Below are 20730 nucleotides of genomic sequence, written 5' to 3' on the forward strand. Positions count from 1 at the left end.
TGAGTTGACATTGAAATAATAAAAGAAGTAAACTTTAATCAATAAAAGGATGGTCACTTATGGAACGACAAAATATTTTCTTTGATGTAGACGGCACACTTCTTGATTCAGCAACGCATGAGTTCCCTCAATCAGCGAAAGCGGCAATACAATCTCTAAAACAGGCTGGACATCGCGTATTCATTGCTACGGGGCGTTGCTATGCTTCATTAAAGCGCTGCGGTTTAATGGATGCGGTTGAATGGGATGGTTATGTATTAAGCAATGGTCAGGTTGTTATGCTGAAGGATCAGACCTTACTTCATGAAGAGTGCATAGATTTTAGGGCGGTTAAACAATGCATTGACATAGCAGCAAAGCATCAAATCGCACTTTCTTTAATTAGCAGCGATGATTGGTTTATGATGGATGATGGTAATGATTATGTAAAGATTGCACATCAATTTTTAAATGAAGTGCTGCCTCATCAACGTCCTTATGAAGGTGAGCCAATCATTACGATGCTGGCCTATGATTCAAGAAATGCTGATTATCATGAATTTAGAAAGATTGAGGGACTCAAGGTGATTCCAGCTGAATCAACCTATGCGGATTTGATCGTTGAGGGTGTCAGCAAGGCAGACGGCATTAAAAGGTTATGCGCCTATTTCAAACATGAAGATTATATCGCGTTTGGTGACAGCTTAAATGATTGGGAAATGATGGAACATGCCGCGCTTTCTATTGCCATGGGCCAAGGAAATGAAAAGCTGAAGGCGCAGGCTGATTTTGTAACCCGCTCAGTCAATGAGGATGGTATTGCCTATGCTGTGAATGCATTAGGGTTACTTAACGAAAATAAGGATAATATAAGATAATATCGATAAAATTAAACAGCCTGTGCGCTGTTTTTTTAATAAAAGAACCCGTCAATTTGAGGGATGTTGACGGGGTAAGGGGCAGGAATATCGGGCTGCTTCGTGTTTAATCGTGAAATAACAGAGCTGTGTAACTGGGAATCGGCCACGCTTTGTCTGAGCATAATGATTCGAGGGCATCTGCATCAGCGCGCAGGGTTTCCATCATTTTTAGAATCGCAGTGGAAAAGAGCTTTCCTTGTTCATGCATCGAATCAAGGGCAGTTGTTTTGATGCATGCTTTTTCCAGCTTTTGGCAGTCAAAGTAGAGGGCTTTATAATGTTCATCAACCTGATGAAGGTGATCCATTTCGGCGGCACAATCAAAGGCGGGTGAGACTGCTTTTTTGTTAAGAATGGTTTCGGTTAATGATTTTGTGACCTTTTCAACGGCAGGCAGGATTTGTTTTTGAACCATGTCAACCATTGTCAGGGCTTCGATATTGATTGTTTTACAATAATTTTCAAGAAGGATCTCACCGCGTGAGCGCATCTCATGTTCAGTGAAGATTTTGTGTTTTGTGAAAAGCTTGATATTTTTTTCAGATGTGTAATAAGGCAGGGCATCAATCGTTGTTTTAAGATTCAGCAGACCTCTTTTTTCTGCTTCTTTTACCCATTCATCAGTATAACCATTGCCTGAGAAAAGAATCCGTTTGTGCTCTCTGATGGTTTTCTTGATTAAGGCTGCCAGTGCTGGTTTCAGCTCTTCAGCTTTTTCCAACTCATCGGCAAACAGACTTAATTCTTCCGCGACAATGGTATTCAGCATAATGTTAGGGCATGCGATTGAGAGACTTGAACCAAGCATTCTGAATTCAAATTTATTGCCGGTAAAGGCAAAAGGAGAAGTTCGGTTTCTATCGGTCGTATCCTTTGGAAAGGCAGGGAGGATATCGACGCCGATTTCCATTTTTTTGTCATAGATTTTATCATAAACCGTATTTTCTTCGATACATTCGAGAATTGAAGTGAGTTCATCTCCCAAATGAACGGATATTATAGCCGGTGGTGCTTCGTTGGCACCAAGGCGGTGGTCGTTGCTAGGGGTAGCAACAGAAACACGAAGTAAATCCTGATACTCATCTGCCCCTTTGATTACAGCGCAGAGAAACAATAGAAACTGAGCGTTGGTTGCCGGTGTTTCGCCGGGTTCTAACAGATTGACACCTGTATTGGTGGAAATCGACCAGTTGTTATGTTTTCCGCTGCCATTGATCCCCTCGAAGGGCTTTTCATGAAGCAAACAGGCAAAGCCATGCTTGTCGGCGATTTTTTTCATTAATTCCATCGTCAGCTGATTGTGATCGGTAGCAATATTTGTGGTGGAAAAGATAGGAGCTAATTCAAACTGACGGGGAGCTACTTCTTTATGCTCTGTTTTGGCAAGGATGCCCAGCTTCCACAATTCTTCATCCAGCTCTTGCATAAAAGCCAAAACACGATTATCCAGCATACCGAAGTAATGATCTTCCATTTCCTGACCTTTGGGCGGTAATTTACCGAAAAGTGTTCGGCCGCATAATAAAAGGTCTTCTCTTTGGGCGAATAATTCTTTATCAATCAGGAAGTATTCTTGTTCACAGCCGACGGTTGTTGAAACATGGGTTGCATCGCTGCCAAATAATTTCAGGATTCTCAATGCCTGCTCATTCAGCACTGCCATGGAACGCAGCAGCGGTGTTTTCTTATCAAGTGAGCTGCCGTCAAAGGAACAGAAAATCGTTGGAATACAGAGTGTATTGTCTTTAATAAAGGCATAGGAGGTTGGGTCCCAGGTCGTATAACCGCGGGCTTCAAAGGTTGCGCGCAGACCGCCGTTAGGAAAGCTTGATGCGTCAGGCTCACCTTTAATCAGTTCCTTGCCTGAAAATTCGAGAATGACACCGTCATGATCATCCGGGGCGATAAAGCTTTCATGTTTTTCAGCGGTAATGCCGGTCATCGGCTGAAACCAATGGGTATAGTGGGTGACACCTTTTTCTACCGCCCAATCCTTCATTGCGTTGGCAACTGTATTAGCTACATTGGCATCCAGCGTTTTTCCTTCGCGGATGGTCGCTTTAAGCTTTTTGAATACATCTTTAGGCAGCTTTTCTTTCATGACAGCTTCATTAAATACCATACTGCCAAATGCATCAGTGATTGGTTTCATACACATTCCTCCTAGATTAATTAAATAAAAAAGGCGCTGAAAACAATTTCTGTTTCAGCACCTTTGCTTATTTATGCCGCTATTATATGCTTAGTAGATTGACAATGTCAACATATTTTTGAATAAATTTTGCTTTGACTTGAAAGTTAAAAGGTATAATGTAGAGCAAAGAGAACCCGCAAAAATTTTCATTAAAAATTGTAAAATCAACAAGGATAAGCAAATATAAACATTATAGGAGAAATTTCGTTTATGTTTAAGTTATTATTCAACTTCCATGGAAACTTTTCGAATGGGAAGGGCAGTTACTACACCAGCTTTTTTGGTATATGCAAAGAATAATGGAAAAAATGAGTTTAGCATTATTGAAGATTTTTGAGGGATATTTTGTTATGGCATGAACTTTTTACCCAATTTGTGTTAGGATCGGTAGGAATCAGCCATCCACAGTCGCTTAGAATTTGAAAGAAAGTCATATTTGTAACTTACCAAATATCAGAATAAGGATAAAAAGATAATATTGACAATATGGCATATATGCCATATAATGATATTAGAAAACGTAAAGGAAGAAATATGGATAGATTTACAATCGAGTTTTATGAAAAAGAAAATGGAGACATTCCGGTAGAAGAATTTTTGCTTAGTTTAAATGTCAAAATGCGAGCAAAATTGGTCGGTATTATGAAAATACTTCAAGAGAAAGGAAATTCGTTGAGGGAACTATATAGCAAATACTTAGATGATGGAATATTTGAATTGCGTGGAAAAGTTGGAAGTGATATTTCAAGAGTGTTATATTTCTTCTACTATGATGGTAAAATAATATTGACAAATGGTTTTGTAAAAAAGACGCAGAAAACCCCTAAAGTAGAGATAGAACGTGCGAAGACATATCGAGATGATTATATAGAAAGGTGTGATAAGAATGAAAAAATTTGATGACTTTTTAGAAGAACAGATGCAGAATCAGGAATTTAAAAAGGAGTATGATGATTTACAGCCGGAATTTGATGTGATAAGAGCAATTGTTGATGCTAGGACTTCTCAGAACCTTACACAGAAGCAACTTGCAGAAAAAACGGGCATTAATCAGGCAGATATCAGCAAACTGGAAAATGGCACAAGAAATCCGTCCATAAATCTGTTAAAAAGACTGGCAGAAGGTATGGGGATGATGCTGAAAATTGAGTTTGTTCCAAAACAAAAAGTATAGATAAATACTTTATTAGTCAAGAATTCTAAAGTGATAGGCGTACTATTGAATGGAGTGGTACGCTTGTTTAGGTTAGAGAAAACAATAAGTGAAAACCAAAAAAATTAAGGAGTTTGAGAACATGATAAAAATACTATTCATTTGCCATGGCAATATCTGCCGTTCACCGATGGCTGAATTTGTTATGAAGGATATGGTAAAGAAACACGGTCTTGCTGATGAGTTTATCATTGATTCCGCCGCTGTCAGCCGGGAGGAGTTAGGCAATGGGATTCATTATGGAACACGCGATAAGCTGAAACAGATGGGCATCCCATGCTCAACACATCGTGCCGTTCAGGTAACACGGTATGATTATGATACCTATGATTTGCTGATTGCCATGGATCAGTCTAATATTAATGGTCTACATCGTCTCTTAGGCAATGATGACCAGCATAAAATAACCAAACTGCTCAGCTATGCCGGTCTTGAGCGAGACATTGCCGATCCGTGGTATAGCGGCAACTTTGACGAAACTTATGATGATATACAGAAAGGATGTACAGCTTTATTAAAGAAACTGCATCCGGAGGTGAATGATGATTGAACAATTTCTAAATAATTTTTATGACTGTCTGCATTTCTCGCAAACCGAAGCTTTTCCGGCCGAACGCTTTGCCAGCTTGTTTGCTGAGCACGCTGTCTTGATTGAACATCAGCCCCATGGCTTTCAAACTTTGAGCATAGCCGAATTCATCGCATCAATGAATGCTTATCAGGCAGAAATGATTGGTACTTTCCATGAAAGACAGACAAATTTTCAAGTCAGCGAGGAAGCCGGTGTTCTGATTGTTGACAGTGATTATGAAAAGCAGATTAACGATCAACATTTCACTGGCACGAATCATATGATTCTGACTGAGATCCAGGGTCAGCTCAAAATCATCAGTATTGTTTTTTAGAGTGAGAAAAATCACTCTCTTTTTTTTGCTTCTTGAATATGTTATAGTTGTAAACAGATTGATTCATCTGAAAGGGTGAAGCACGGTTGGATCAATTGAGCGCCTGGACTAAGGAAAGTCGACGAGGACAGCAGTTATCGAAAGATTCGGCGGGTACTGCTGCGGTGAACAGTGAATCGTAAGAATGGGGACAAAAGCAGAGGACTGCCACAAAGCCGCCATTCAGCACTGATAACTGGAGGAATAATTTATGTGTGGAATCATTGGCTATGCAGGCACTAAAAATGCGCATGGTGTTTTAATTGACGGCTTAAAGGCTCTGGAATACAGGGGCTATGACTCAAGCGGACTGGCCGTATTTACGCAAGGGAGAATCAATACTGTAAAGGCTCAGGGAAAGATTAAAAACCTTGAAGCATTGCTGAAGGAGGATACTGGTACTTGCGGTATCGCCCATACCCGTTGGGCAACTCATGGTGAAGCAAATGTGGTGAATGCTCATCCGCATACGATTGGCATGGTTACATTAGTGCATAACGGCATCATTGAAAATGCCGATGAATTACGAAAAACTTATCAACAAAAGGGTATCGTGTTTGCTTCGGATACCGATACGGAAACCATCGCTGCCCTGATTAATGATTTTGTGAATCAGGGTATGTGCAAAATTGACGCGTGTCTGCGCGCAGGCAAATATTTAAAAGGCAGTTACGCGCTGGCCATTCTTTTTGCGGATGAGCCGGATACGATCTATGCGATGCGCAAGGATTCACCCTTGATTCTTGGCTTAAGTGATGACGGCAATTATGTGGCAAGTGATGCCAGTGCCTTTTTAAAAGCTACGAATAAAATTCTTGAACTAGAGGAACATGAGGTTGTATGGCTTACTCGCTCACAGGTAGAAATCTTTAATCAGCAGGGCAAGGTAGAACGTAATTGGCACACCAGCTGCCGTGAGCTGTCAGGCTTAGATAAAAATGGCTTTGATTCATATTTGCTTAAGGAAATTCATGAACAGCCACTGGCATTAAGTAAAACCATTGCTGCTTATATGAATAACGATTTTAATGGTTTAGAAAAAGTCATGCCTGATTTAACCGCTGTTGATTTTATTTATTTTGTGGCCTGCGGTTCTGCCTGTCATGCCGGTATGCTTGCTAAGCATTGGGTTGAAAAGCTGGCTCATATTCGCTGTGCCTGTGAATGCGCCAGTGAATTCAGATATGGCAATCCATTCTTTGATCAAAATACGCTTGTCGTATTAATCTCACAATCAGGTGAAACCGCTGATACGCTGGCAGCATTGCGCATGTGCCGCAAAAGGGGTATAAAAACGGTTGCCATTGTGAATGTGGAAGGCTCCAGCATTGCGAAAGAGGCGGATGTATATTTGCCTACATCAGCGGGCATTGAGGTATCGGTGGCTACGACTAAGGCTTATACATGTCAAGTGGCTGTACTTGCTTTATTCTGTATTCATGCGGCAATACAGCGTCACCAGCTCTCAATCAAGGATCAAAAACAGCTACTTGCTGATTTAAACCGGCTGCCTGCATTGATGGCTGATTTGATACGCAATGATACGATTAGTCAGTTTGCTGATCAAATTGGGAATGCTTATGATGTATTCTTTATCGGCCGCGGCTTAGACTACGCACAATCACTGGAAGGCTCCTTAAAGCTGAAGGAAATTTCTTATATTCATTCTGAAGCCTATGCCGCTGGTGAATTAAAGCATGGCACTATCTCCTTGATCGAGGCAGGTACACCCGTTCTGGCGCTGATCAGTGATGCGGCTTTAGCGGCTAAAACTTACTCCAATATGGCTGAAGTTAAAGCCAGAGGTGCAAAACTGCTTTTGGTTATTCGTGAAGATCTCTATCAGCATCAATCAGGAATTGATACTTATCTAAAACTACCCAAGGTTCATCCACTCCTGCAAGGCATAATTTCAATCATTCCCTATCAGCTGCTGGCATATCATCTTGCGAAGCGGCGCGGCTGTAATCTGGATCAGCCAAGGAATCTAGCGAAGAGTGTAACAGTTGAATGAAAATAATGTAAATAAATGAAAGAAAATATTGACATTTGCAATTCATGGCAGTAAACTAGAACCACGAACAAAGACGTTCTATAAAAGTACGATGTGTACAATTATAGGCGTCTTTTCTTTTTAAGGAGGCTGGAGAAAATGCTTAAAGAGGGACAAGTAAGAATTCCATCAGGCAGCTGAACCGGCATTTTTCTACTATATAAAAAATTAGGAAGGGAGTCATTAATATGTGTGGTTTAATGTTTATCAGCAATCCATCAAAAATTATGGAATTTACGCATGGATTTAAAAAAATCGCCCGCCGCGGCCCCGATATGGAACGGGTTGAAATCATGGATCAGGGAATCCTGGGCTTTCACCGACTGGCGATCATGGGGGTTGAGCCTTCAGGCATGCAGCCGATGCATCAGCTTGGCAACGCGGTAATCTGTAATGGTGAAATCTATAATTTTCGCGCTATAAAAAAGGAATTAATAGAGGCCGGAGTTGAATTTCATTCCGGCAGTGACTGCGAGATCCTGCTTCCCCTATATGAAAAAATGGGATGTCAGCTATTTAATATCCTTGATGCGGAATTTGCCTGTGTAATTGTCGATGCGAGCCGCAAAAAAATCATCGCTGCCCGTGATCCGCTCGGTATCCGGCCATTATTTTATGGTTATCTGTCTGATGGTTCAATCTGCTTTGCCTCAGAAGCTAAAGCATTGACGGACTGCTGTGATAGAGTGAAGCCTTTTCCTTGCGGCACTTATTATGAGAATGGTCAATTTATTACATATCATGATAACTGTACGCAAAGCCAGCCAGGGTTTGATACCTTGACCTCAGCTTTAGAGGTCATTCATGATGATTTAGAAAAAGCGGTCATTAAGCGTTTGGACGCGGATGTTGAGCTAGGCTTTCTTTTGAGCGGCGGTTTGGATTCCAGCCTTGTATGCGCCATCGCTCAAAGGCATCTGAAGAAACCCATCAAAACCTATGCGATTGGTATGGCAGCGGATGCCATTGATTTGAAGTACGCGAGGGAAGCAGCGGCCTATATTGGTTCACAGCATTCAGAATTCTTAATGAGCCGTGAAGATGTATTATCGGCGCTGGATGAAGTAATCATGACACTTGAAACATATGACATCACAACGATTCGGGCAAGTCTTGGCATGTATTTATTATGCAGGCAGATTCATGCTAAGACAAACACCAAGGTATTGCTGAGCGGCGAGGTATCTGATGAATTATTTGGCTATAAGTATACGGATTATGCCCCTGATGCACAGGCCTTTCAGGAAGAGAGTGAAAAACGTATTCGTGAATTATATATGTATGATGTACTGAGGGCAGATCGCTGTATCTCCGCTCATGCGCTGGAAGCCCGTGTTCCTTTTGGGGATCTGCGCTTCTTATCGGATGTTTTGGCAATTGATCCTCAATTGAAAATGAATAGATATGGAAAAGGAAAGTATCTGCTGCGCAAGGCTTTTGAAAAAGATAAGCTGCTGCCTGATTCAATTCTCATGCGTGAAAAAGCAGCTTTCTCTGATGCGGTAGGCCATTCCATGGTGGATGAACTGAAAGCTTATGCCCAAACCTTATACAGCGATGAAGAATTTACCAAGCGCTGTCAATTGTATGCCTATCATGCCATTCCTTATACGAAAGAGAGTCTGATGTACCGGGAAATCTTTGAAAAATACTATCCCGGCCGGGCGGCTTGGATTAAAGATTATTGGCTGCCTAATCAATCTTGGAAGGGCTGTCATGTATCCGACCCCAGTGCCCGAGTTCTTGATAATTATGGAGAAAGTGGAAAATAACCGGTCAGCACCGGTTTTTCTATGCAAATTCACACGGTTTTCACATTGCTTAGGTAGAATTAAGTGATATAATAACGTTGCACTTTTTAGACTGGGAGAATACTTATGAAAAAAAGAAATGTAAAAAATGATGGGAAAACGATCGATTTGATCTTTCTGATCTTGTTCGCCGGTTCAGCCTTATATTTTCTTGTTGAAACGATGATCGGGCATCTGCTTCCTACCAAATATATTCTGATTGCATCAGTTGTACTGCTGATCGTTGTCGGCTTGTTATATCTAAGCATCCGCTTATCAAAACACGGCTCATGGCCGCGCTGTCTTTTAAGTCTAGTATTGGCTGGCGCGCTCTTATTCGGCGGCGTTTATCAGATGCGTATCCGTAAGGCATTCGGCAGTATTGATGATGGTTCAGTGAATATCAATGCGATTTCTTTGGTTGTCCTGGAATCCTCAGCCATTCAATCGGTGGCTGACTTAAGCAATCAGAAGGTCGGTTTGATCGGATCAGCAGAGAACGCGCTGAACGCATCAGCAATCAATGAAATCAATGATGTTACAATTACATATATTGAAAGTCAGGACTCAATGATGCTGGCGAATGAATTAGTCACGCAAAATGTTGACGCGGCATTAATGGCAAATTCACAGCTTACGATGATTGAAAAGAATAATGAAGATTTGTATCAGCGTCTGCGGGTTATTAAAACGTATGAAATGAAGGTTGATAATACAGAAATAGCCAGTGATAAGGATATTACCAAAGAACCCTTTACTGTCTATATTTCTGGATTAGACAGCTTGGGAATTCCGAATTACAATGGCCTCAGTGATGTGAATATGCTGCTGATGATCGATCCGCTTACCCATCATATTGAGATGGTTTCAATTCCAAGAGATGCGTATATCCCTAACAAGGCTTATAATAATTATCCGGATAAGTTAACGCATACCGGTAATGACGGTATTGATAATGTCGTACAGTCAATGGAAAATGTATTTGGTTTTGATATTGATTATTATGCTAAGGTTAGTTTTTCATCGCTGATTGAAATTGTGAATACTTTAGGCGGGATTGATGTGGATGTTCAGCTTGAATTCTATGAACAGGATGAAAACCGTGATTTCTCAAATCAGATTCATCTTTATCCCGGCTTGCAGACATTGGACGGACGCAGTGCCTTGGCTTATGCCAGACATCGGCATACCGAAGGCTGGGGCGATCTGGGACGCAATTATGCTCAGCAGCAAATCATTCAGGCGATTATTAATAAACTGCTGACCGCGGAGGGTATCAACAAAGTTCCTGATGTGCTGCAGGTAGGTGCTGAATATGTTTCTACCAATATGCCGATCAGTACGGTAAAACGCTTTATCAACCATGAAATCAGCAATCCGCGCTCATGGTCGTTCTCATCAACATCACTGGCGGGTGCTTTAAGTGAAAACCAGTTATGCGTGAGCGCGACGGAATATGGACCGCTGTTTGTCTTTATTTTAGATCAGAATGAATTAAACAATGTTTATGCGAAATATCTGGAAATGTTTGAACCATCAAAACTGTCCGATTTCAAATTCACTTTAGATGATTTGAATAAATATCAGGTGACGATGCCATATAATGAGTATTTGCTGACAATTGATAATTATCAGTCAAAGATGAATACCCAATTCCCATCTCTGCATTATGTAGCGCCGCCAGTACAGCCGGAGGTGGATGAACCTGATCAAAACACGGGTGAGAATACGGAGGAACCGCCGCTTGATGAACCGGCGACAGATACGGATGTGCCAGCTGAGCCTGAGCAGGGCGGGGAGTCCGAGTATTTGCCTTCCGACAGTGAGAATAATGAAACTGATAATTCAACGGATTTTGAAGAAAATCCAATTTCAGACGAACCTGAAGGCAATGACTTGCCGCTTGATCCAGGCGTATAAACAAAGACAGGCTTGCGCTTGTCTTTCTTTCATTTAAGAGAATTGACAAGCTGATCGTAAAACCGGATAATGAATATAAAGGAGCTGACTATGAAAGATAAAAAGAATAATTCAATCATTGATTTGATCTTGCTGCTGATTTATCTGATCTGCGCTCTTTATTTCATGGCTGAACTCTATCTTGGTTCGCTGCTTTCTTTCCGCTTTATGCTGCTGCTTGGAATTGGCTTGCTGTTAATATTGATTCTGTTATTTCTCAGTATCAGTAAAAATGCTAAAAGTCTGCTGCGGCGTTTAATTACCATTTTGCTTTGTCTGCTTCTGCTGGCGCTTTCAATTGTTCAGATGGGGATACGCACCGCCTTTTATGAACTGGATAATGTGCCTAAAACAACCTATCATTTATCCTTGATTGTCAGTGATGAAGATGTTATGGATATCAAAGATATCAAAGGCGGTGAAATTGGTCTGCTGGCGGATCAGGCAAACAGCAACACATTTGCACTGAATGAATTAAAGAAAGCTAAGGCATCCTTTACTTATGTTGAATATATTGATTACTCTAAACTGATTCTTGATCTGATGAATGGTCGTCTTGATGGCATTTTAGTTAATGACGCGCTGTATCAGAAGATGTGTGATTTATATACGGATGTAGCGGCTAATACCCATACAATCAAGGATTTTAACCATGTTGTGAAGATCAATTTCAATCAGCGGGATAAGGATCTCAACAGTGAACCCTTTACGGTTTTTGTTTCCGGCATGGATCAAAACGGTGATGTATCACTGGCCGCTAAAACCGATGTCAATATGCTTTTAATGGTAGATCCCAGCCGTCATCATGTAGAGATAATCTCCTTGCTCAGAGATACCTATGTACCCAATCCGGCTTACGATTATTATCCGGATAAGCTGACGCATACTTCCTATAACGGGATAGATAATACGGTTGAATCAATAGAAAGTGTTTTTGGATTTCCTATTGATTATTATGTCCGGGTTAATTTTTCAACCTTGATTAATATTGTCGATACATTGGATGGCATTGATGTTGATGTAGCTCTATCCTTTTGTGAGCAAGATTCCAACCGCAGTTTTGATACACCGATCTGTGTTGATGAAGGCTGGCAGCGTTTGAATGGAGAAGAGGCATTGGCTTATGCCCGTCACCGTACTTCCTATTCAGATGTGGAACGGACAAAGGCTCAGCAGCAAATCGTTGAAGCCTTGGCACAGCGTCTGTTTTCAACCGATAGTATTCCTAAGATCAGTGATGTTTTAAAAACCGCCAGTGAGAATATTTTAACGAATGTTGATATGGCTTCAGTAAAAGCATTTATGCGTAATGAAATCGATACACCAAGAATGTGGACCTTTAATGCTGTCTCATTAACCGCTGGTACAACTGCCATGCTGCCATGCATCAGCTGGGATTCATCATGGCCATTATCCGTGTATCTGTTAAGCGATAACGATTTATCGATGGTTTATAGTAAATACTTGGAAATGTTTGATGTGCTGGATTTCTCCTTGTTTAATTTTAATTTGAATAATGAATTAAGTGAGGAAATCATGCCGCCTTATAATTCTTATTTGATCACTGCTGAAAATGTGAATTATAAACTGGACGAAGTGTTTGCTTTACTGCCTGCTGATCCAATTGAAATTTATGAAACACTTGAACCCGGAACGGTGGAAGAAAATGAACAGTCTGTTTTTGATCCCATGGCTCAGATTCAGACCAGCAAGCTGGCAAGAGCGCGTGAAGAGTCAAATAGTGAATAATATGTATAAAACAAAAAACAGCTTCTACTTTAAAAGTGATGCTGTTTTTATCTGTTGTATTTATTTATTATTGCCCCGTGCAATTTTATATGGATACCATTTTTGAAACCACAGGGTAAAAATACCGAGCAAGAGCGGACATATCGAGCTGATGATCCAAAGCACAGCTGTGGAATTGCAGCGGATGATGAAATAGGAACCAATCGCTGCGATTAAGTAAAAAAGGCCCCATGCTGTTGTTAGTATACGATTTGTTTTAATGAAGAGCGGATTGCGTAAAGCCTTGTCACCGCCATAATCATTCATCGAATATTCTGCACTCAGCGGTATCTTTAAACAAGCAGAGATACTCCACATCATGCCGAATATCAGGTATGAGAGGGGAAGCACAACCGCGATCGAGCTATTAATTAAAAGCATTGAAAGCAGGCTTACCGAACTACATGATAAAACATCATAGACAGTTCTTTTATTTTTATAAAAGAGCAAGGGCAAAACAGCACATACCAGCAGGCTGATCATCGCACCCCAGAAGGCATGGAAATTCACAGCTGTCCAAAATACGATCCACGGTGTTAAAACATAACGCATATCAGTTTTTGCATTTGTTACTGGTGTGTTTTTTACTGTGTCAGTGCCTTGCTGTTTACCGAAATACTCATCCCATTTCAATAATAAATCAAAATCACCTTCAATGAAATACAGCTGTTTCATTAGGGCTTCACTGCCGCTGATTTCACCAGCTGCGATCGATTTCCATACACTGAATGGGGTATGGATAATGGTAGTTGGTTTTCCGATGAATGATTCAAGAACACAGCTTTCCTTTTCTTTTAGAATGATACGATAACACTTGCCAATGTCGGTGTAATCAATATCAAAAATTATATCTGTGCCTTTATATGCAGCTGGATTATAGAGCGCTGCCATCTGTTTAGTGAAGATAAGTGAAATATCCTCTTTTTCACCGGTCGAAGAGATGCCCCAGCTGGCATCTGCCATCCGTTCAAAAACATCTCTTGGAAATAACAACTCTTTTAATTTTGTGTTTGTTTCCTCACGGATAGAACCATTGTAATATTCCTTACCGGCTTGGCGAACTACACTGAGCGCTGCCTCTGTGCGCTTTGATAATTCCGGTACTTGGAATAGCTCTCCCTGACCGCAAAACAACGTCGTATAATTCTGTTTACCGCACAGCTTATCAAATTGTGCCGTTATGCTGTCATAATTTGATTCAGCGGTATAAAATCCGCAAGTTGAAATCAAGACTGTCTTTTTCTTACTCATATCATATCGTGAGGGATGTCCGCCGCTTTTTGTATCTGAGCGCATAAAAGGAAGCGTTAAAGGCAGCTGCCGATCCATTAATGCCTTTAGCTGAGACGGTAAACTATAATAATATAAAGGAAAGCTCCAGATGGTAATGTCAGCCCACAGCATTTTTTCAATAACCATCTGCATATCATCATTGATACAGCATTTACCAGGGGTGTTTTTCCAGCAAGTGAAACAGCCAAGACAAGGATTAATCTTTAATTTAGCAACACTCAGCGTTTCCACATTCAGCGATTGCTTTTCATCAGCATCACGGTATCCAGCTAAAAAGGCATTGGTAAGCTTAAGGGTATTGCTGCGCTCATCTTTGGGGCTGCCATTTATGACGAGGATATTCATTTTTCATCCTCCAGCTTTTCTAAGCGCTGGATACAATCTTCTGTCCAATCAATTTGCAGCTGCATCATTCGCTTGCCAAAATCAGAAGTCATCTGCCAAAACAGCGCGTTCTTTTTATCAGGGATCATTTCTTGATATGTGCTGATAGAAGCATTGGTTTGCTGAAGGTTCTCTAACATTGCCTGATATTCTTCATTAAGCTGTTTAAAGAATTTTATGCTCTCAAAAATTGGTAATTCACCCATAAAAAACGTTTTCATTAAAACAGCAGAATGCATATCCATATCGATCTTTGATGTTGCCAGCCAGTGCTGTAATTCTTGCCGTCCATCATCGGTAATCGAACAGATATTTTTATTTGGTTTGCCATCTTGTTCAATCGTTTGTTTCACAATCCAGCCATTTTTCTCTAAAACACCCAGTTCCCGATAAATCTGACTCGTTTGCGCGGTCCAAAAATAATTCAAAGAATCCTTAAAGACTTCACGGATTTCATAACCGCTCATATCACCGTAATTTAATAATCCAAGTATTCCGTGTTTCAGCATAATAAAATACTCCTTTCAACGCTTTATATTCCACTTGTAGAATAAATATATTATATTCAACTTGTGGAATATTGTCAATCAACGCTCAGGAGAAATAAAAGAAAATAAAAAGCATAGCCTTACGACTATGCCTATTAAATAACTAGCTTTAATTAAATTTCGTGAATCAGGATATTATTTTCACGGTCAGGGCCGACTGATACAAGTGAAATGCGGGTGTTTGTAAATTCTTCAATGCGTTTTAAATAAGCGCGGCAGTTTTCCGGCAGCTCTTCAAATGTACGGATTTGAGTAATGTCTGACTGCCAGCCTGGGAAAATCTCATAGATTGGTTTAGCGGCGGCAATCATTTCTACAGAAGCGGGAATTGTATCATAGCGCTGTCCGTCAATTTCATAACCGACACATACCTTGATTTCATCAAAGGCTGAAAGTACATCAATCTTAGTGATAACCAGATCCGTTAAGCCATTGATGCGGGCGGCATGTTTGACTACATTTAGATCCAGCCATCCGCAGCGGCGCGGACGTCCGGTGGTTGCTCCGTATTCATGGCCGATAGCCCGCAGCTTTTCGCCCTCTTCATTCAGCAGCTCACTAACAAAAGGGCCTTCACCGACACGGGTTGAATAAGCCTTGACAACCCCGATGATTTTATCCAGCTTCATCGGTGAAACACCAGCACCTGCACAGACACCGGCAGAAGTAGGTGAAGAAGAAGTTACATAAGGATAAGTGCCATAATTAATATCCAGCATGGCTGCCTGAGCCCCTTCAAATAAAACCATTTTATCTTGATCCAGCGCTTCATTGACAACGCTTAATGAATCCATCATTCTAGGCATCAGTTTTTCACGGATCATGCTGAACTGGACAACCATTGCATCATAATCAAATGGTTCTTCATTATAAAGCTTAGTAATCTGATCATTTTTAATGGAAAGCGTTGATTTTAATTTGCGTTTAAAGGCTTCAAAATCAATTAAATCACCAACTCTTAAACCGATGCGGGTATATTTATCTGCATAACAAGGACCAATGCCGCGCTTGGTTGTGCCAATCTTGTTGCCAGCCAGCCGTTCTTCCTGAAGCTCATCCAGCTTGATATGATACGGCATGATCAGATGCGCGCGGTCACTGACGAAAATATGGCTGCTTGGCAGACCTTTCTTTTCCAGTACATCGATTTCTTCAAGCAATACGAAGGGATCGACTACTACACCCGGTCCGATAATGCATACCGCATTTTTGTGAAGTACACCTGAAGGAAGCAGATGGAGAATACTTTTCTCACCATTGACAACAACAGTATGTCCAGCATTATTGCCTCCCTGAAACCGAACGACATAATCAGCTTTTTCACCGAGAACATCGACGATTTTACCTTTTCCTTCATCGCCCCATTGGGCGCCAACTATTACATAACCTGCCATAATTGCATTTCTCCTTTACAGTTTTTCGTTATTTTCAAAAAACACTTTAATATTCTATCACTATTTATCGGTTGGGCATAGATTTTTCTTTAAAAAATATTGACTTTTCGCATTCATCCCCTTATTATAGACACAGAACAAAGGCGTTCAGTGAATTCAGGGTAGTATTTACCCTTTATTTATTGACGCCTTTTCAATTTTTAGGAGGCAATCTATGAATAATACACAGCGGGAAGTAATCCAATTTATAAATGAAAATGATGTGAAGTTTATCCGTCTTGCTTTCTGTGATATCTTTGGTATCCAGAAGAATATTTCAATTATGCCTGATGAACTGGAACGGGCATTTCGTGAAGGTATTTCTTTTGATGCTTCAGCGATTGCCGGTTTTTTAAATGTGGAAGCCAGTGATCTGTTTCTCTATCCGGATCCCGCAACCTTATCATTATTGCCTTGGCGTCCGCAAAATGGCAGGGTCGTGCGTTTTTTCTGTGAAATCAAAGATGCAGAGGGAAATGTTTTTGAATCTGATGCGCGTCATTTATTAAAAGAAGTGTGTACTGAAGCGTCAGCGGCTGGTTTGACGATTATGGCGGGATTGGAATGCGAATTTTATCTGTTTAAGCGGGATGAATGGGGAAATCCTACTCATATCCCCCTTGATCGGGCTTCTTATTTTGATATAGCGCCGCTTGATGCGGGTGAAAATGTGCGCCGAGAAATATGTCTTACGTTAGAGAAGATGGGGATTCAGCCAGAAAGCAGTCATCATGAGCATGGCCCCGGTCAAAATGAGATTGATTTCCGTTATGATGATGCTTTTACCACCTGTGATAATCTGATTACATTTAAGTCCGTTGTGGAAACGATTGCGGCGCTGAATGGTCTGCATGCGTCATTTAATCCTAAGCCATTGGCCGATGAAGCTGGAAATGGTTTGCATATCAATTTATCAGTATATGATGAAACAAGCAATTTGTTCGCGGATCAGAAAAGTGAATGCATGGCGGCTTTTACGGCAGGGATTTTACGCCGTATCAGGGAAATTAGTGTTTTCTTAAATCCAATGGCATGCAGTTATCAGCGGCTGGGACATTTTGAAGCGCCTAAATATATCAGCTGGAGTCATCAAAACCGGTCACAGCTGATTCGTATTCCGGCTGCCCAAGGTGAATACCGGCGGATTGAGGTGCGTTCTGCTGATCCGATGTGCAATCCTTATTTAGCCTTAAGCTTATTGCTGAGTGCCGGCTTGGAAGGCATTCACGATCAGCTGAAGCTGCCGGCGGCGGTTAATGAAAATCTGTATCAGCGCGATCATGATGAATTAGAAAAGCTGCCGGAGAATTTGCAGGAAGCGATTGAATTAGCCCGCGGCAGTGAATTTGTGCAAAAAGTTTTGCCGCAGCATTTGATTGATAAATATTTAGCGGTTAAGACTTTAGAGTTTCAGCATAACCGATAGGAGGGAAGAATATGGAGCGGTGTTTGTTAGTATCCAGTATGCATCATAAACAAGATTCATTGGCATCCTTTTTAAACACCGCTTTTCCTTCGATAATGAAGATAGACAATGCGGCAGAAACCAGAGTGACCTTATTGGATCAAGATTTTGACAGCATTGTAATCGATACACCCTTAAAAGATGAATTCGGTCATATGCTTGCCATCTATGCTGCCCGCAATCCTTTAACCTCAGTAATTTTAATGGTACAAAATGAACGGGTTGATGAAATGTGCAAAAAGGTGCAGGAATATGGCGTTATGGTACTTGCGAAACCGATTGATGAGCAGCTTTTTACGCAAACCTTAAATCTGATGAAGGCGGCTCGTTACCGTATGGCGGTATTAAAAAAGGAAAATGATGATCTGCAAAGTAAAATTGAAGAAATCAAACTGGTAGATAAGGCTAAATGTATTCTGATTGAACGTTTTCAGTATAGTGAACAAACAGCCCATCGCGCGATTGAAAAAAAGGCGATGGATCGCCGTATGAGCCGCAAAGAAATAGCCAGAATGATAATAAAGAATAGCGAGAGGAGAAAAGAATGAGAAAATATATATTTGTGACAGGCGGTGTCGTATCCGGTTTAGGTAAAGGTATAACCGGTGCGTCATTGGGACGTTTGCTTAAAGCGAGAGGGTATAAGGTAGCTTCGCAAAAGCTTGATCCTTATATTAATGTTGACCCGGGTACAATGAGTCCCTTTCAGCATGGTGAGGTGTATGTGACGGAGGACGGTGCGGAAACCGATCTTGATTTAGGTCATTATGAACGTTTTATCGATGAAAATCTGAATCATTATTCAAATCTGACGACGGGTAAGGTTTATTGGGAAGTATTGAATAAAGAGCGGCGCGGTGAATTTCTTGGTGAGACAGTACAGGTGATCCCGCATATTACCAATGAGATTAAGAGTTTTATTTATCAGGTCGGTGAACAAAGCGACTGCGATGTGGTTATTACAGAGATCGGCGGTACGGTGGGCGATATTGAAAGTCAGCCATTTTTAGAAGCGATTCGTCAGCTGTCAATTGAAGTTGGCCGGGAAAACTGCTGTTTCATTCATGTGACGCTGGTGCCTTATATCGCTGGCAGCAATGAGCTTAAATCAAAGCCGACACAGCATTCTGTCAAGGAACTGCAGTCGTATGGGATTCATCCCAATCTGATTGTCACTCGATCCGACGCGCCGCTGGATAATGATATTAAGCGAAAGATATCTGCATTCTGCAATGTGAAAAGCGACTGTGTCATTGATAATCAGACGATGCCGACCTTGTATGAAGTCCCTTTAATGCTGGAATCAGCAAATTTATCAGAAGTAGTCTGCCGTGAGCTGTCACTGCCAGCGAGAAGTATCGATTTAAAGGAGTGGCGGGCAATGGTCGAAACGATTCATGCCTGTGATAAAACCGTGCGGATTGCCTTAATCGGTAAATATGTAAAGCTGCATGACGCTTATCTGTCTGTAATGGAAGCCCTCAATCATGGCGGTTTTGAAAATGGCGCCAAGGTAGTGATTGACTGGGTAGATTCAGAAGGTATCCATGAAGGCAATGCCGCGGAAGTATTAAAGGATGTGGATGGTATTCTGATTCCCGGCGGTTTTGGCAGCCGCGGCATAGAAGGAAAAATTGCGGCAGCGCATTATGCGAGAGTGAACAATATCCCATATTTAGGCATCTGTTTGGGTATGCAGATCGCGACCATTGAATTTGCCCGCTATCAATTAGGCTTGAAGGATGCCAATTCATATGAATTTGACCCGGAAGCGAAGCATCATGTCATTCATTTTATGGCACATCAAAGCGATGATTTAGCCAAGGGCGGTACGATGCGGCTGGGCGCGTATCCGTGCCTGATCAAAGCTGATACGTTGATGATGGACTGCTACAAGCAGGAACAAATTTCAGAGCGGCACCGCCATCGTTATGAGTTTAATAATGATTATCGTTCTATGTTTGAAGCAGCTGGTATGGTACTCAGCGGTACTTCCTTGGATCAGCAGCTAGTTGAAGCAATTGAAATACCAGCCAATGATTTCTATATCGGAGTTCAGTTTCATCCTGAATTCAAATCAAGACCGAATCACGCCCACCCATTATTTAAAGGCTTCATTAAGCATGCGCTGAAACACCAGCAGAAATAAGAAAAGGATTCCCATTTTGGAAATCCTCAAGCTATGATTTTAAAATCTCTAAATCGGACTTCTCATAGGCATTATGACCGGGAAGTCCTTTTTTATAGCGCCAGCAGCGAATGGCATCTTCAAGCTTTAGCCCCTTGTTATCAGCGAAAAAAGCACGAATATATGTGTTATATTCAAATTGCCGATCAATTGTGGTTGTTGTTTTCTTCTTTGCTTCCAGTATCTGGGCATAGGCAATAACGGCGTCTTGATATGTTTTACCGGCATTGCTTTTCAGCCAATTCTGAAACTGAACATTAAAGCTGAAGCTTTTGTCGATGGCCTGTTTGAAGAAGGCGCGGTGCTGTTCTGAACAGACGATGTTTTCCTCAATCAATGTATCCATCGTCAATACAGATGGACTATTCTTTGACTTTGCGGGTTTGGTTCGAATCAGTTTCTCACCGGTTTCAAGATAATGTGCGATGCGTTCAGTTAATTCATTTTTGCTGCCAGTTGCCTGTAAGCCGCATTCACGGCAGAAGCTGACAAGTTCTTCTTTCAGATAATAATAATTTTTAAATTCAGCGGCTGTCAGTTTGACTGACAAAGTGGGACGTGTTGACATAAGAGACTCCT

General features: G+C 41.2%; 17 protein-coding genes. 12 read left to right on the forward strand and 5 right to left on the reverse strand.

What is annotated here, in order from left to right; all coding sequences use genetic code 11:
- Nucleotides 1-59 precede the first annotated feature (59 nt).
- On the forward strand, nt 60-857 hold the full coding sequence (locus DWZ33_RS12690; protein ID WP_118455069.1) for an HAD family hydrolase: 798 nt from the start codon (nt 60-62) through the stop codon (nt 855-857).
- Nucleotides 858-963: 106 nt separating this feature from the next.
- Here DWZ33_RS12690 and DWZ33_RS12695 read toward each other — a convergent pair whose 3' ends face one another.
- Nucleotides 964-3051, reverse strand: a complete 2088-nt coding sequence (locus tag DWZ33_RS12695) for a glutamine synthetase III family protein (RefSeq protein WP_118455070.1) — start codon at nt 3049-3051, stop codon at nt 964-966.
- A 576-nt stretch (nt 3052-3627) separates the two neighbouring features.
- Between DWZ33_RS12695 and DWZ33_RS12700 the strand changes: the two genes are divergently transcribed.
- The 8 genes from DWZ33_RS12700 (at nt 3628) to DWZ33_RS12735 (ending at nt 12801) form a co-directional block, all read left to right on the forward strand.
- Nucleotides 3628-3993: a type II toxin-antitoxin system RelE/ParE family toxin gene (locus tag DWZ33_RS12700; protein ID WP_118455071.1), complete on the forward strand. Its 366-nt coding sequence runs from the start codon at nt 3628-3630 to the stop codon at nt 3991-3993.
- Complete coding sequence (locus tag DWZ33_RS12705) at nt 3980-4267, forward strand: helix-turn-helix domain-containing protein (protein ID WP_118455072.1); 288 nt, start codon at nt 3980-3982, stop codon at nt 4265-4267. Before DWZ33_RS12700 ends, DWZ33_RS12705 begins: the two co-directional genes overlap by 14 nt.
- Before the next feature lie 121 nt (nt 4268-4388).
- Nucleotides 4389-4856: a low molecular weight protein-tyrosine-phosphatase gene (locus DWZ33_RS12710; RefSeq protein ID WP_118455073.1), complete on the forward strand. Its 468-nt coding sequence runs from the start codon at nt 4389-4391 to the stop codon at nt 4854-4856.
- Nucleotides 4849-5211, forward strand: coding sequence for a hypothetical protein (locus tag DWZ33_RS12715; protein WP_118455074.1), 363 nt, complete (start codon nt 4849-4851; stop codon nt 5209-5211). Before DWZ33_RS12710 ends, DWZ33_RS12715 begins: the two co-directional genes overlap by 8 nt.
- A 250-nt stretch (nt 5212-5461) precedes the next feature.
- Nucleotides 5462-7264: a glutamine--fructose-6-phosphate transaminase (isomerizing) gene (gene glmS, locus DWZ33_RS12720; RefSeq protein WP_118455075.1), complete on the forward strand. Its 1803-nt coding sequence runs from the start codon at nt 5462-5464 to the stop codon at nt 7262-7264.
- Between the two features lie 227 nt (nt 7265-7491).
- Entirely contained in the window at nt 7492-9075 is a 1584-nt protein-coding gene (asnB, locus tag DWZ33_RS12725; RefSeq protein WP_118455076.1) for an asparagine synthase B, read from the forward strand.
- A 105-nt stretch (nt 9076-9180) separates the two neighbouring features.
- Nucleotides 9181-11013, forward strand: a complete 1833-nt coding sequence (locus tag DWZ33_RS12730; RefSeq protein WP_022936578.1) for an LCP family glycopolymer transferase — start codon at nt 9181-9183, stop codon at nt 11011-11013.
- Nucleotides 11014-11103: 90 nt separating this feature from the next.
- Entirely contained in the window at nt 11104-12801 is a 1698-nt protein-coding gene (locus tag DWZ33_RS12735; RefSeq protein ID WP_182425698.1) for an LCP family protein, read from the forward strand.
- Between the two features lie 60 nt (nt 12802-12861).
- Here DWZ33_RS12735 and DWZ33_RS12740 read toward each other — a convergent pair whose 3' ends face one another.
- From DWZ33_RS12740 to DWZ33_RS12750, 3 genes are all read right to left on the reverse strand, one after another.
- Nucleotides 12862-14478, reverse strand: coding sequence for an NAD(P)H-dependent oxidoreductase (locus DWZ33_RS12740; protein WP_118455078.1), 1617 nt, complete (start codon nt 14476-14478; stop codon nt 12862-12864).
- On the reverse strand, nt 14475-15026 hold the full coding sequence (locus DWZ33_RS12745) for a PadR family transcriptional regulator (protein ID WP_118455079.1): 552 nt from the start codon (nt 15024-15026) through the stop codon (nt 14475-14477). The genes DWZ33_RS12740 and DWZ33_RS12745 overlap by 4 nt, the downstream gene beginning before the upstream one ends.
- Before the next feature lie 152 nt (nt 15027-15178).
- Nucleotides 15179-16459 (reverse strand): adenylosuccinate synthase, encoded by a 1281-nt coding sequence (locus DWZ33_RS12750; RefSeq protein WP_118455080.1) that lies wholly within the window; start codon nt 16457-16459, stop codon nt 15179-15181.
- Between the two features lie 214 nt (nt 16460-16673).
- On the opposite strand from DWZ33_RS12750, the gene DWZ33_RS12755 reads away from it, so the two are divergent.
- Genes DWZ33_RS12755 through DWZ33_RS12765 form a run of 3 tightly spaced genes read left to right on the forward strand, consistent with a single transcriptional unit; the run spans nt 16674 to nt 20112 of the window.
- Complete coding sequence (locus DWZ33_RS12755) at nt 16674-17924, forward strand: glutamine synthetase family protein (protein WP_118455081.1); 1251 nt, start codon at nt 16674-16676, stop codon at nt 17922-17924.
- Between the two features lie 11 nt (nt 17925-17935).
- Entirely contained in the window at nt 17936-18511 is a 576-nt protein-coding gene (locus DWZ33_RS12760; protein WP_118455082.1) for an ANTAR domain-containing response regulator, read from the forward strand.
- The gene (locus DWZ33_RS12765) at nt 18508-20112 is read left to right on the forward strand and encodes a CTP synthase (protein WP_118455083.1); all 1605 of its coding nucleotides are present in this window, start codon (nt 18508-18510) and stop codon (nt 20110-20112) included. Before DWZ33_RS12760 ends, DWZ33_RS12765 begins: the two co-directional genes overlap by 4 nt.
- A 31-nt stretch (nt 20113-20143) precedes the next feature.
- Here DWZ33_RS12765 and DWZ33_RS12770 read toward each other — a convergent pair whose 3' ends face one another.
- Nucleotides 20144-20719, reverse strand: coding sequence for a DUF6434 domain-containing protein (locus DWZ33_RS12770; RefSeq protein WP_118455084.1), 576 nt, complete (start codon nt 20717-20719; stop codon nt 20144-20146).
- Between the last annotated feature and the right edge of the window lie 11 nt (nt 20720-20730).

Source organism: Dielma fastidiosa (assembly GCF_003475485.1).
Classification (GTDB): domain Bacteria; phylum Bacillota_I; class Bacilli_A; order Erysipelotrichales; family Erysipelotrichaceae; genus Dielma; species Dielma fastidiosa.